Consider the following 13127-nt stretch of genomic DNA (forward strand, 5'->3'; position numbering starts at 1 on the left):
TGCACCCGTTTTGCATTCGGGGGCAAGCTCTTACCCGGCCGGCGGTAAAGATCCCGTTGCTGCCGCCATCGCGAACTTGAATAGATCAATTTTAATTTGTTCTTAAATACCGGTCGCTAGCGTCCTGCGCGATAGGCCCATCCCTATTTTGGGATGGCCCCAGCCGCATGAAGCAGGGCTGGCCTCGCCTTCGGGCATGTTCAACGTTTTCCCGTCAGCCTCTGCGCGCCGTCTTCACGGACGGACGACGGATGCTGCGCGAAAATCATCAAGAGCTCATGTCCGGCGGTCGCCGCCGGCACCCATTGGGAGCCCACCTTGTCCAAGCGATCGAACCTCATGACGCGCATTCTCGTTGCCGCGTCCTGTGTCGTCGTCGGCGCTTTCGCCGGCTTTTCCGTTTACATCGACAGCCTGCAGCGCGACACGACCACCAAGGCCGTCGAGGAGAACATTGCCTCCTCCGGCACCCAGGCCGCGCAGAGCGTCGCCAAGTGGCTGAACGGCCGCGTCACGCTGACGGCGATGGTGGCTGATGCCACCGGCAACGTCGCGGATGACGGTGGGGTCCAGCCGATCCTGAAGAACGACGTTCTCACCAGCGAATTCATGTCGACCTATGTTGGCAACGAAAGCGGCAAGTTCATCACCTGGCCCGACAATCCGATGCCGGCAGGCTATGACCCGCGTCAGCGCCCCTGGTACCAGCAGGCCGTCAAGGCTGACGCTCGCGTGCTGACCGAACCCTATGTCGACGCGTCCAGCGGCGCGCTGATCATCAGCGCCGCCGTTCCGGTCAAGCGCGACGGCAAGCTCTATGGCGTTGCCGCCAGCGACTTCTCGCTCGATACCCTGGTGACGATGATCAAGGGCGTCGATGTCGGCGGTGAAGGCTTTGCCTTCCTCGCCAGCAAGGACGGCCAGATCCTGGTTCATCCAGATGCCAAGCTGGTCACCAAGTCGCTTGCCGATGCCTTCCCGATCGACACGCCGGCAATCGGCTCCGGTATCATGAACACCGAGCTCGACGGCAAGCCGATGCTGGTGAGCTTCGTTCCGGTCCAGGGCCTGCCCTCGGTCGAATGGTATGTCGGCTTCGTCATCGACGCCGACGCCGCCTATTCGGCGATCGATCAGTTCCGCATTGCCGCGACCATCGCCACGATCCTTGCGGTCGGCGTGATGCTCGTCTTCCTCGCGACCTTCCTCAACCGCCTCGTCATCCGTCCTGTCACGGATATGACCAGCGCGATGGAGAAGCTCGCGTCGGGTAACCACAACGTCGAGATCCCCGGCGAAGAGCGGACCGACCAGATCGGCTCGATGGCCGCCGCCGTCGCCGTCTTCAAGGCCAATGCCGTCGAGCGCGCCCGCCTCGAAAGCGAAGCGGATGCGAACCGTTCGCTGTCGGAACGCGAACGTCTGGAACGCGAAGCGCAGAAGGCGCGCGATGCTGCCGAAGTGCAGCAGGCCGTCGATGGTCTGGCAACCGGTCTCGGCCGTCTTGCTGACGGCGATCTGGCCTATCGCATCGACAATCCCTTTGCCGATCGTCTCGATCGCCTGCGCGCCGACTTCAACAACTCGGTCGCCAAGCTGCACGACACGCTCTGCGCCGTCGGTGCCAATGCCCGCGGCATTGATGCCGGCGCGACGGAAATCCGCTCGGCCGCCGACGATCTCGCCCGCCGCACGGAGCAGCAGGCAGCCTCGGTCGAGGAGACCGCCGCAGCGCTTGAAGAGATCACTACGACGGTCAAGGACTCCGCCCGCCGGGCTGAAGAGGTCGGCGCGCTGGTCGCCCGCACGCGTGCCGGCGCTGAGAAGTCCGGCGAAGTCGTTGCCAACGCCGTAGATGCGATGCATGCGATCGAGAAGTCCTCGGGCGAGATCTCCAACATCATCGGCGTCATCGACGACATCGCCTTCCAGACCAACTTGCTCGCACTGAATGCCGGCGTCGAGGCGGCCCGTGCCGGTGAAGCCGGCAAGGGTTTTGCCGTCGTCGCGCAGGAAGTGCGTGAACTCGCCCAGCGCTCGGCCAATGCGGCCAAGGAGATCAAGGCACTGATCACCACCTCCGGCAACCAGGTCCGCAACGGCGTGACCTTGGTCGGCGACACCGGCAAGGCACTGGAGACGATCGTCGCCGAAGTCCAGGAGATCAACAAGCACGTGAGCGCGATCGTGACCGCGACGCGCGAGCAGTCGACGGGCCTCCAGGAGATCAACACGGCGGTCAACACCATGGATCAGGGCACGCAGCAGAACGCGGCCATGGTCGAGGAACAGACGGCGGCAAGCCATGGTTTGGCGTCGGAAGCAGCCTCGCTCAACGCACTGCTGGCCCAGTTTAACCTCGGCGATACGCAGAGCGTATACGCGGCAGCGACCAGCCACCGCCGCCGGGCAGCCTAGTCCTCGCCGACATTTGAGAAGCAAAAGGCCCGGGAGACCGGGCCTTTTCTTTGCGCAGTGCATCAGGATTCTCGCTTTTCACTGCAGGATCGCGAGTCATCCCCTTGTTTCTTAAGCTTTGATAAAGCGCTCGCGCATACCGTTTCTTCGCCGCGAAATGACTTCGCCCGCACGTCGCCTCCAGCATTCATCATCGCGATGTGCCCCAGACACCTGTCCCAATGCTCAGCGTGCCCGTCACGCAATCGATGATTTGGCCGCGCACGACCGCAACGGCGGAGGCGCGAGGGGAGACATACGGTGATCCTAAAGACTGCAACGGCAAGAAACATGTTCGCCATCGTGATGACCGGCCTGTTGACCTCCATGGTCACCGCCGCCGTCGTCTTCTGGCTCTCCTATCAGCAATTGCGCGAGCGCAGCATCGCCGAAATGACCAATGCCGCATCCGCAAGCGCGCGCAGCGTCGAGACGAAGTTTGCCGAGGCAAAGACGCTCGCAAACAACATCCGCTCCGCGCTCTATGCGGTAAAGGGCACCGGCGAGCCGTCGCGCGCCGAAATCGAAACCCTGATGAAACGCTGGATCGTCGACAATCCGCTTGCCGTCGGCATGAGCACCGGCTGGGAGCCGAACGCCTTCGACGGCAAGGACGCCGAATTCGTCGGCAAGCCCGGCCATGACGCGACCGGCCGCTTCGTTCCCTATATCGCCCGCTCCGGCGACAAGGTGATCCACGAGGCGCTGGCCGATTATGACAAGCCGGGTCCCGGCGACTACTACCAGATCCCGAAGAAGACCGGCCTCGACATGGTCACCGAGCCTTATGTCTACCCGATCAACGGCAAGGACGTGCTGATGACCTCGATCATGGTGCCGCTGAAGAAGGACGGCGCCTTCATCGGTGTGGTCGGCGTCGACATGGCGCTCGGCGAACTCTCGACCGAACTCGCCAAACTGAAGCCCTTCGGCACCGGTTTCGTCTCATTGCTCAGCAAGGATGGCAGCATCATCAGCCATCCGGATGCCAAGGTCCTCGGCAAGGTGCTGAAAGACACGCCGCTCGCGGGCGAGGGGTGGGGTGACCTCCTGAGCCACACCGGCCAGGCCTTCGCGCTGAAGCACACGGATGGCAGCGGGCATCTGGCCGTCGCCGTACCGGTCAACCTGCTGCCCGACACCGAATGGTACGTCGTGGTCTCGGTGCCCGAAGCCACGGTCTTTGCCGGCCTTTCGCATCTCGCGATGATTTCGATCGCCGTCATTGCCGTTGCCGCCGCGATCATGATCATCGTCGGTTGGACACTGGCGAGCCGCTTCCGCAAGCGCGTCGCCAATGTCATCGGCGTCACCGGCCAGATCGCCGCTGGCGAGACCGACGTCGACCTGTCCGAAGCCGAGCGCAAGGATGAGATCGGCGATCTCGCCCGGTCGCTGCGTGTCCTGCGTGATGCGACGATCGCCAAGATGCAGCTCGAAAGCGAGGCGGATGCGAACCGTTCGCTGTCGGAACGCGAACGTCTGGAACGCGAAGCGCAGAAGGCGCGCGATGCTGCCGAAGTGCAGCAGGCCGTCGATGGTCTGGCAACCGGTCTCGGCCGTCTTGCTGACGGCGATCTGGCCTATCGCATCGACAATCCCTTTGCCGATCGTCTCGATCGCCTGCGCGCCGACTTCAACAACTCGGTCGCCAAGCTGCACGACACGCTCTGCGCCGTCGGTGCCAATGCCCGCGGCATCGACGCCGGCGCGACCGAGATCCGCTCGGCCGCCGACGATCTCGCCCGCCGCACGGAGCAGCAGGCAGCCTCGGTCGAGGAGACCGCCGCAGCGCTTGAAGAGATCACCACGACGGTCAAGGACTCGGCTCGCCGCGCCGAAGAGGTCGGCGCGCTGGTCGCCCGCACGCGTGCCGGCGCTGAGAAGTCCGGCGAAGTCGTTGCCAACGCCGTAGACGCGATGCATGCGATCGAGAAGTCCTCGGGCGAGATCTCCAACATCATCGGCGTCATCGACGATATCGCCTTCCAGACCAACTTGCTCGCGCTGAATGCCGGCGTCGAGGCGGCCCGTGCCGGTGAAGCCGGCAAGGGTTTTGCCGTCGTCGCGCAGGAAGTGCGTGAACTCGCCCAGCGCTCGGCACAGGCCGCCAAGGAGATCAAGGCGCTGATCACCACCTCGGGAAACCAGGTCCGCAACGGCGTGACCTTGGTCGGCGATACCGGCAAGGCACTGGAGACGATCGTTGCCGAAGTTCATGAGATCAACAAGCATGTGAGCGCGATCGTGACCGCGACGCGCGAACAGTCGACCGGTCTTCAGGAGATCAACACGGCCGTCAACACCATGGATCAGGGCACGCAACAGAACGCGGCAATGGTCGAGGAACAGACGGCGGCAAGCCATGGTTTGGCGTCGGAAGCAGCCTCGCTCAATGCGCTGCTCGCCCAGTTCAACCTCGGAGAAGGGCAGGGCTCTTACGCAGGTGGGGGTGGACACCGCCGCCGCGCGGCGTGACGACGGATCGCCGTCCGCGGATCATGCTAAGACGAGTGCAAAAACAAGAGGATAGCACGCAAGCATGAATCAGTCTGGCAGACGCTTCAAGTCGAACGGTAACGAAGGCCCGGGAAACCGGGCCTTTCTCATTTCTCCAGCGTGACCACCGCCTCGACATGGGCCGACCAGAGGAACTGGTCGATCGGCGTCACCGAGGTGATGCGGTATCCGGCGGCAACGAGGATCGAGAGGTCGCGCGCAAGCGTCACTGGATTGCAGGAGACGGCGACGACCTTCTTGACGCCGGAGCGGGCGATCTCGTGACACTGCACGTCCGCGCCGGCGCGTGGCGGATCGAAGACGACCGCGTCGAAGACCTTCAGTTCCTGCGCCATGAGCGGGCGGCGGAAGAGATCACGCTTCTCGACGGTGACGGGCTTGAGCCCCTGCGTGTTGCGAGCCGCCAAATCAAGCGCCTTCAGCGCCTTGTCTTCGCCTTCGACCGCATGCACCCGCGCCTTGCGGGCGATGCGCAGCGCAAAGGTGCCGCAGCCGGCAAAGAGGTCGGCGACGCGCTTGGACTTGCCGAGATGGTCGAGCACCAGCTTCGCCATTGCCTCTTCGGCCTGCGCCGTCGCCTGGGTGAAGCTGCCGGGCGGTGGCGAAACGGAAACACCGCCGAAATCGATGACCGGCTTCACCGGCTCGACAATGATCTCGCCATTGAGGCTGACGCGGGCGATGCCGCGCTCGCCGAGCACGGCTTCGACCGTGCGGCGGCGCTCGCGGTCGTCGAGCTTCTTGATGCCATCGACCGAGAGGTCGAGGCCGGAGAGCGTTTCGAGCACGGTGATGCGGAACGGCTCGGCATTGACGGCCATGGCCGCGCCGACTTTGGCAATGGTGGCGAGCTTCGAGACGATACCCGGGCTCGCGATCGGACATTCCGAGATCGCGACGATATGGTGGCTTTCCGCCTGGTTGAAGCCGAGAAGCAGATCCTTCTCGGTCTTGCGGGCGGTGAAGACCGCGCGGCGGCGCTGGCCGGGCTCGGCGGTGATGAGCGGCGCCACCTCGGGTGTGAGCCCTTTCGATTTCAGGGCGGCGATCACCAGATCGCGCTTGAAGCCGTGGTAGAGCGTGTCGGAGGCATGTTGCATCGTGCAGCCGCCGCACGTGCCGTTGATGCCGTCCGGCCCGAAGTGCCGACAGTGCGGTTCGACGCGCTCGGGTGAGGCTTCTCTCACCGACATCAGCGTGCCGTGCGATTTGTTGACGGCGAGCGCGACGCTTTCGCCGGGCAGGGTGAAGGGTGCATAGATCTGCCCGTCGGGACCTTCGGCAATGCCGTCGCCCTGAGCGCCCAGCCGCTTGATGGTGACGGCTTCAGTGGTCATGGCTTCTTGCCTGCCAGCAGGTATTCGACATTGCCGTCGCCGCCGGCAATGGGGGAGGGGATAAGGCCGAGGCTTTGCCAGCCCATGTCCTCGACGAGCCAGCGCTCGAGTTCGGCGGCGACATCAGGCGCACTGTCGGGATCCTTCAGCAGGCCCGCCTTGCTGATCGCGTCGCGGCCCGCCTCGAACTGAGGCTTCACCAGCAGGATGCAGTGCGAACCCGGAAGCGCCATGTCGAGTGCCGGCGGCAGCGCGAGCTTGAGCGAGATGAACGAGACGTCGGAGACGACGAAAGTGACGTCGCGGTCGTCGATGTCCTCCTCGGTCATCGCGCGTGCATTGAGGCCCTCAATGCTGGTGACGCGTTCGTCACCTTCGATGCGCGGATGGATCTGGCCATGGCCGACATCGATCGCGACCACGTGCTCGGCTCCACGCTTCAACAGCACTTCGGTAAAGCCGCCAGTCGAGGCGCCGATATCGAGACAGCTTTGGCCGGCGGGGTCGAGCCCGAAATGATCGAGTGCCGCGACCAGCTTCAGCGCGGCGCGCGAGACATAGTCCTGCGCCGGATCATCGATGGTGATCGTCACGCTCTCGGCAAACATGGACGCTGCCTTGGTGACCGTGCGGCCGTCGACCTTGACGGTCCCGCGCTGAATTGCGTCACGGGCACGCGCGCGGCTTGCGACCAGCCCCGAGTTCAGCAGCAGCTGATCGAGGCGGACCCGGTTCTTGTGTTCTTCGTTCTGGCGATCTTCTGACATGTGTTTCTCATGGCGACTTGCCGCCGCAATGGCAAGCCCCCTGTGCTCGCAGCCATCGAGCCCTTCCTGCAATTCCGTCCGGAAAAGCAAAAACCCCGGGGACGAGCCGGGGTTTTTGCTTGAAGTCGCACGGAAGCCTCAGCCGGCAGCGCCGATGCCGATATCCTGCTTTTGGCCGAGTGCCTTGAAGACGGTCGAGACGATGCCGGCGCGGTCGAGGCCCGCGGCGGCATACATGGCCTCGGGCTTGGCCTGTTCCATCCAGACGTCGGGCATGACCATCGGACGAACCTTGAGGTCGCCGTCGAGCAGGCCGTCCTCGGCGAGGAACTGCAGCACGTGGCTGGCAAAGCCGCCGACGGCACCTTCCTCGATGGTGATCAGCACCTCGTGGTTGCGGGCAAGCTCGCGGATGAGGTCATGGTCCAGCGGCTTGGCAAAGCGCGCATCCGCGACCGTGGTCGAAAGCCCGGCGGCGTCGAGGTCTTCTGCGGCCAGCAGACAGTCGGCAAGGCGCGTTCCGAAGGAAAGCAGCGCCACCTTGGAGCCCTCCTTGACGATACGGCCCTTGCCGATCTCGAGGATCTGGCCCCGCTCCGGCATCTCGACGCCAACGCCTTCGCCGCGCGGATAACGGAACGAGATCGGGCCGGCGTCATAGGCAGCAGCCGTGCGCACCATGTGCTTCAGTTCCGCCTCGTCGGCAGCCGCCATCACCACGAAGCCGGGAAGGGTGGCGAGATAGGTCGTGTCGAACGAGCCCGCATGCGTCGGACCGTCGGCGCCGACGAAACCGGCACGGTCGATCGGGAAGCGCACCGGTAGACCCTGGATCGCCACGTCGTGGACCACCTGGTCGTAGCCGCGCTGCAGGAAGGTCGAATAGAGCGCTGCGAACGGCTTGTAGCCTTCGGCGGCAAGGCCGGCGGCAAAGGTTACGGCGTGCTGCTCGGCAATGCCGACATCGAAGCAGCGCGACGGATGGACCTTGGCGAACTTGTCGAGCCCGGTGCCGGACGGCATGGCAGCGGTGACGGCGACGATCTTGTCGTCGAAGCCGGCTTCCTGCGTCAGCGCATCGGCGAAAACAGAGGTATAGGCGGGCGCGTTCGGCTTCGCCTTCGCCTGGGCGCCGGTGATGACGTCGAACTTGTTGACGCCGTGGTACTTGTCGGCGGCAGCTTCCGCCGGCGGATAGCCCTTGCCCTTCTGCGTCACCACATGGATCAGCACCGGACCCTTGGCGTTGTCGCGCACGTTGCGCAGCACCGGCAGCAGATGGTCGAAGGAATGCCCGTCGATCGGGCCGATATGGTAGAAGCCCATCTCTTCGAAGAGCGTACCGCCGGTTACGTAGCCGCGGGCATGCTCGACCGCGCGGGTGATCGCGCGATCGACGGTCTTGCCGAGATACGCGGTCAGCTTCTTGCCGACTTCGCGGATGCCCATATAGGTGCGGCCGGAGGCAAGGCGCGCGAGATAGGCGCTCATCGCGCCGGTCGGCGGCGCGATCGACATGTCGTTGTCGTTGAGGATGACGATCAACCGCGCGTCGAGCGCGCCGGCATTGTTCAGCGCCTCATAGGCCATGCCGGCCGAAAGCGCACCGTCGCCGATGACGGCGATGACATTGCGGTTCTTGCCGTCGAGATCGGCTGCGACCGCCATGCCGAGGCCGGCGGAAATCGAGGTCGAGGAGTGCGCGGCGCCGAAGGGGTCGTATTCGCTCTCGGCGCGGCGGGTAAAGCCCGAGAGGCCGCCTTCCTGACGGAGCGTGCGGATACGATCGCGGCGGCCGGTGAGGATCTTGTGCGGATAGCACTGGTGGCCGACGTCGAAGATCAGCCGGTCATGCGGCGTGTTGAACACCTTGTGGATGGCGATCGTCAGCTCGACGACGCCGAGGCCCGCGCCAAGATGCCCGCCGGTGCGCGACACTGCGTCGATCATTTCTGCCCGGACTTCTCCGGCAAGCTGCGGCAGATCCTTGTCGTCGACCTTCTTCAGATCGTCGGGATAGGTCACCTTGTCGAGCAAGGGAGTAGCCGGCATCGGATTGGTTGGCAGTTGTGTCACGCTGCATGCCTCATGCGCGCCCCAAAGGTCGGGCGCGCGATAGTTGGTGGGTACCGTCGAAGCGGCTCTTTAGACGCAATCGTTGCTGAATGCAAAATTAGGCGTTCCTGCGTCGTCAACCAAGAGACTAGCGCATGATTCTGTGAATCGAAATCGATTCAAGCGCCATGAGGCAATGTTGCGCGGTTTTCCGCATCCATCCTGTGCCACTTTAGGTCGCGGTCAGCCCTCGGGCAGCGGAACGAATTCCTCTTCGTCTCCGGGCACGATGTCGAAGCGTCCGCTGCGCCACTCTTCCTTGGCTTTCTCGATGCGCTCCTTCGAAGACGAAACGAAATTCCACCAGATGTGGCGGGACGACCCGAGCGCAGCACCCCCGAAAAGCATCACGTGACAACCCTGCGGTCCGGCCGTGACCGTGATCTCGTCGCCGGCGCGGAAGACGAGCAGCTGGTTGTCTGCAAAATGATCACCGGCAATGATCGCCTCGCCGGAGAGGATATAGAGCGCGCGCTCTTCCCATTGCGCCGCGAAGGGGGCGCTCTTGCCGGGTGCAATGTTGAGATCGACATAGATCGTGTCGGTGAAGACCGAGACCGGCGACTTCGCGCCCTCGAAGTTGCCGATCACCACCCGCGCCTTGATGCCGTCGTCGCTCATATGCGGCAGCATGCGCTCTTCGGTATGGCTGAAGATCGGGTCGATTTCTTCCTTGTGATCGGGCAGCGCCAGCCAGGTCTGCAGGCCCGAGATCGAACGGTCGTGGCCGCGCTGGTTCTCCGGCGAGCGCTCTGAATGCACGATGCCGCGGCCGGCCGTCATCAGGTTCACGTCGCCGGGACGGATGACCATCTCGGTGCCGAGGCTGTCGCGGTGCTTGATCTCGCCGTCGAAGAGATAGGTGACGGTCGAAAGGCCGATATGCGGGTGCGGGCGCACGTCGATCGCCTCGCCGGCGCGAAGCAATGCCGGGCCCATGCGATCGAAGAAGATGAAGGGGCCGACCAGGCGGCGCTTGGCCGTCGGCAAAGCGCGACGAACCTGCAGCCCGCCGATATCGCTGGTGCGCGGAACGATCAGATGTTCGATGGCGTCGCAGGCGGGCTTGTCGCCGGCGAGCGGGTCGGGGCCTGGAAAGAAAGACATGGCGCGTGCTCCCGTTTTTGCTGTCGCTTCAAGTCCTAACGCCTATGACATCAGGCTGGTAGGGGCGAAGCAAGGACGCAGTGTTTCCGCGCGACGATCAATCCGATCTTGGCAATTCCGGGAAAAGCGTGAAGCGGATTTCCGCCCGGAATTGCGATGAACGATCAGTCGGCGTCGAGCGGCTCCACGCCCTGCGGTCTGCCGGCGCGGTCGAGGCGGATCTTTTCGATGCGGTCCTCGGCGGCCTTCAACAGCGCCTCGCAATGCTTCTTCAGCGCTTCGCCGCGCTCGTAGATCTCGATCGACTTGTCGAGGGCGACATCGCCGCGCTCCAGCGCCGAAACGATCCGCTCCAGTTCCTCGACGGCCTGCTCGAAGGAGAGGGCGGAAACGTCCGGTTGCGTAGTGGTGTTCATGTCTACCCTCTCATCAGTCTCAAGATGTGCAGGCCGGCCGATTCGGCCAGGCCCTGAAGGTCATAGCCGCCTTCGAGCAGGCTGACCATGCGGTTGCCGGCGCTGCGATCGGCGATCTCGTGCAGACGCCCGGTCGCCCAGTCGAAATCCTCGGCGACGAGATTGATCTGCGCCAGCGGATCGCGGTGATGCGCGTCGAAGCCGGCGGAGATCAGGATGAAGTCCGGCCGGAAATTGGTGAGTGCTGAAAGCACGCGGCTGCGGAACGCCTCGCGGAAATGTTCACTGCCCATGTTCGGCGACAGCGGCGCGTTGACGACATTGCCCTTGATGCCCGTCTCGTCCTTGGCGCCGGTGCCGGGATAGAGCGGCATCTGGTGCGTCGAGCAGAAGAGCACCGAGGGGTCGTCCCAGAAGATGTCCTGCGTGCCGTTGCCGTGGTGCACGTCCCAGTCGACGATCGCGACCCGCTCGGCGCCGTGGACCTTCTGGGCATAGCGGGCCGCGATCGCCACCGTGTTGAAAAGACAGAACCCCATCGCCTTGTTCTTTTCGGCGTGGTGTCCTGGTGGCCGCGCCGCGACGAAGGCGTTGTCGGTCTCGCCGGTAAAGACGGCGTCCACCGCTGCGGTCGCTCCGCCGATCCCGGTCAGCGCCGCGTCGAGGCTCAAGGGGCTGGCATAGGTGTCGGCCTCGAAATGGTTGAGGCCTTCCTCCGGAATGGCGCGCCTGACGGCAGCGAGATGCTCTTCCGGATGTGCGAGCAGGACGAGATCCTCACTCGCCTTCTTCGCCTCGATCCGCTTGAGATCGGAGAAGTTCGGATGTTCGAGCGCAAGGTTCAGCGCCTTCAGCCGGTCCGGCCGCTCAGGATGCCCTTCCGGAACCTCGTGTTCCAGAAAGACCGGATTTTCATAGAGGAACGTGGTCATGCCCGGAACCTAGTGCGCCCACCCAGCAAGGTCCATGGCGAGCCGGTCGAAAGGCGCAATTTTCAACAGCGCGGATCGATGAGCAGCTTGCCGTCGCGGCTCGGATCCGCCTGATGCGCGAGCGCCGCGTCGAGCTTGCTTAGGGGATAGATTTCGGCGATGCGGCTGGAAAAGAGACCCGATCGCAAACCTTCGAAACTCTTGGCAAAGGCCGCTTCGATCACGGGTCGCCCGGCCGAATGCACCCAGGTCCGCAGCCACAGGAAGGAGAAGCGGATGTCTGGCCGCGCCTGGATCGCCGCCTGCGGCACCGGAACGCCGCTGAGCGCCCCATACTGGATGAAGGCGGCGCCCGGTTCGAGCGTGCGCTGGATGAGATCGCCGGCAAGCGGACCGCCAACGGCGTCAATGATTGCGTCGAAGCGAAGCTGCGGCACGCGGCCCTCGTCGACAAACACGATGTGGCCGGGGACCTCGGTTGCCAGCCGCTCGGCGCTGCGCGCGCTGCGGACGATCCCGGTGGCATCCGCCCCTTCGCCGGCCAGCAGCTTCATCAGCATGCCGCCGATCGCCGACCCAGCCGCGTTGACGCCGATACGGCGGCCACCGAGCGGGCCGAAATGTTGGCGCAGCGCCTCGACCAGTTGCAGCGCCGTCAGCGGATTGACGTAGCAGGTGGCCGCATCGGTCTCGCCGATGTCGTCGGGCAGGGCGAAACACCATTCGGCCGGCCGGATCAGATATTCCTGCCAGAGACCGCTGGCACCGATGGGCACCACGCGATCACCGGGTTTCAACGACGTCACGCCAGGGCCGACGCGCGTCACCGTGCCGAAGCCTTCGAAGCCCGGCACGAAGGGCAGCGTGGTGCGGGCGCTATAGGCGCCAGTCACCGGGATGAGATCGGACGGGTTGATGGCGGCAAGCGACAGCGCCACCTCGACTTCGCCCGCCGCAGGCGCCACGCGCCCGGCGTCGACCATCGCAATCACTTGCCGGGGATCGCCGAACTGGCTAACGAGGGTGGAGCGCATCGTCAGGGAGCCTCGCATGGACGGCAGGGAGCTGGAGAACGTCACGGAAATCCGGATTCCGTTTCGCGATATAGACATGCACGGCCACATGCACAATGCCGCCTATTATGCCCACGCCGAGGCCGCGCTTTCCAGCCTCTGGCGTCACCGTCCGCATGTGGTGAACGAGCCGAGCTATCTCGTGCGCCGCTCGGCCTGCGTCTATCACCGTGGTCTGCGCTACGACGAGCCGGCCCGTCTTACCGTCAACGTGGCGAAGGTCGGCGGCAGCTCGATCAGTTTTGTCGTCAAGGTCGAAGCACGCGGCCAACTCGCTGCCGAAGTCGAGGTCGTCTGGGTCGCGGTCGATCCGCAGCGACACACGCCGCTGCCGCTGCCGACGGCGACGCGCGAATGGCTGGCGGCCTACTCGGTCTAGCCAAAGCAATTCCAGGAAAAGCGC

General features: G+C 64.4%; 10 protein-coding genes. 3 read left to right on the forward strand and 7 right to left on the reverse strand.

Going from position 1 to position 13127, the window contains the following annotated elements:
- Nucleotides 1–339: 339 nt before the first annotated feature.
- Together mcpU and IB263_RS04125 are read left to right on the forward strand one after the other, a co-directional pair.
- Nucleotides 340–2418 (forward strand): methyl-accepting chemotaxis protein McpU, encoded by a 2079-nt coding sequence (gene mcpU / locus IB263_RS04120; RefSeq protein WP_246801872.1) that lies wholly within the window; start codon nt 340–342, stop codon nt 2416–2418.
- Between the two features lie 300 nt (nt 2419–2718).
- On the forward strand, nt 2719–4935 hold the full coding sequence (locus IB263_RS04125) for a methyl-accepting chemotaxis protein (protein WP_371814037.1): 2217 nt from the start codon (nt 2719–2721) through the stop codon (nt 4933–4935).
- Between the two features lie 128 nt (nt 4936–5063).
- Here IB263_RS04125 and IB263_RS04130 read toward each other — a convergent pair whose 3' ends face one another.
- The 7 genes from IB263_RS04130 to IB263_RS04160 all read right to left on the reverse strand — a co-directional run bounded on the left by IB263_RS04130 (nt 5064) and on the right by IB263_RS04160 (nt 12685).
- A complete protein-coding gene (locus IB263_RS04130) occupies nt 5064–6314 on the reverse strand; it encodes a class I SAM-dependent RNA methyltransferase (protein ID WP_192437682.1) in 1251 nt (416 codons plus the stop codon).
- Nucleotides 6311–7081 carry a TlyA family RNA methyltransferase gene (locus IB263_RS04135; protein WP_112984069.1) on the reverse strand — a complete coding sequence of 257 codons (771 nt, stop codon included), beginning with the start codon at nt 7079–7081 and terminating at the stop codon, nt 6311–6313. The genes IB263_RS04130 and IB263_RS04135 overlap by 4 nt, the downstream gene beginning before the upstream one ends.
- A gap of 138 nt (nt 7082–7219) precedes the next feature.
- Nucleotides 7220–9133, reverse strand: a complete 1914-nt coding sequence (dxs, locus tag IB263_RS04140) for a 1-deoxy-D-xylulose-5-phosphate synthase (RefSeq protein WP_162731938.1) — start codon at nt 9131–9133, stop codon at nt 7220–7222.
- Nucleotides 9134–9379: 246 nt separating this feature from the next.
- Nucleotides 9380–10303 (reverse strand): pirin family protein, encoded by a 924-nt coding sequence (locus tag IB263_RS04145; protein ID WP_060516327.1) that lies wholly within the window; start codon nt 10301–10303, stop codon nt 9380–9382.
- 164 nt (nt 10304–10467) lie between these two features.
- Entirely contained in the window at nt 10468–10719 is a 252-nt protein-coding gene (locus tag IB263_RS04150) for an exodeoxyribonuclease VII small subunit (protein ID WP_034801154.1), read from the reverse strand.
- A 2-nt stretch (nt 10720–10721) separates the two neighbouring features.
- Nucleotides 10722–11651 carry a histone deacetylase family protein gene (locus IB263_RS04155; protein WP_060516323.1) on the reverse strand — a complete coding sequence of 310 codons (930 nt, stop codon included), beginning with the start codon at nt 11649–11651 and terminating at the stop codon, nt 10722–10724.
- A 62-nt stretch (nt 11652–11713) separates the two neighbouring features.
- Nucleotides 11714–12685 (reverse strand): zinc-dependent alcohol dehydrogenase family protein, encoded by a 972-nt coding sequence (locus IB263_RS04160; RefSeq protein ID WP_192437684.1) that lies wholly within the window; start codon nt 12683–12685, stop codon nt 11714–11716.
- Nucleotides 12686–12701: 16 nt separating this feature from the next.
- Between IB263_RS04160 and IB263_RS04165 the strand changes: the two genes are divergently transcribed.
- Nucleotides 12702–13103, forward strand: coding sequence for a thioesterase family protein (locus IB263_RS04165; RefSeq protein WP_034801160.1), 402 nt, complete (start codon nt 12702–12704; stop codon nt 13101–13103).
- Nucleotides 13104–13127 lie beyond the last annotated feature (24 nt).

The organism is Ensifer sp. ENS03 (assembly GCF_014852035.1).
Classification (GTDB): domain Bacteria; phylum Pseudomonadota; class Alphaproteobacteria; order Rhizobiales; family Rhizobiaceae; genus Ensifer; species Ensifer adhaerens.

What these genes read in the sequence shown, in the direction of transcription:
- IB263_RS04135 (WP_112984069.1), bottom strand. Translation starts at nt 7,081, where the DNA reads ATGTCAGAAGATCGCCAGAACGAAGAACACAAGAACCGGGTCCGCCTC.
- IB263_RS04145 (WP_060516327.1), bottom strand. Translation starts at nt 10,303, where the DNA reads ATGTCTTTCTTTCCAGGCCCCGACCCGCTCGCCGGCGACAAGCCCGCC.
- IB263_RS04165 (WP_034801160.1), top strand. Translation starts at nt 12,702, where the DNA reads ATGGACGGCAGGGAGCTGGAGAACGTCACGGAAATCCGGATTCCGTTT.
- IB263_RS04130 (WP_192437682.1), bottom strand. Translation starts at nt 6,314, where the DNA reads ATGACCACTGAAGCCGTCACCATCAAGCGGCTGGGCGCTCAGGGCGAC.
- IB263_RS04155 (WP_060516323.1), bottom strand. Translation starts at nt 11,651, where the DNA reads ATGACCACGTTCCTCTATGAAAATCCGGTCTTTCTGGAACACGAGGTT.
- mcpU (WP_246801872.1), top strand. Translation starts at nt 340, where the DNA reads ATGACGCGCATTCTCGTTGCCGCGTCCTGTGTCGTCGTCGGCGCTTTC.
- IB263_RS04150 (WP_034801154.1), bottom strand. Translation starts at nt 10,719, where the DNA reads ATGAACACCACTACGCAACCGGACGTTTCCGCCCTCTCCTTCGAGCAG.
- IB263_RS04160 (WP_192437684.1), bottom strand. Translation starts at nt 12,685, where the DNA reads ATGCGCTCCACCCTCGTTAGCCAGTTCGGCGATCCCCGGCAAGTGATT.
- dxs (WP_162731938.1), bottom strand. Translation starts at nt 9,133, where the DNA reads ATGCCGGCTACTCCCTTGCTCGACAAGGTGACCTATCCCGACGATCTG.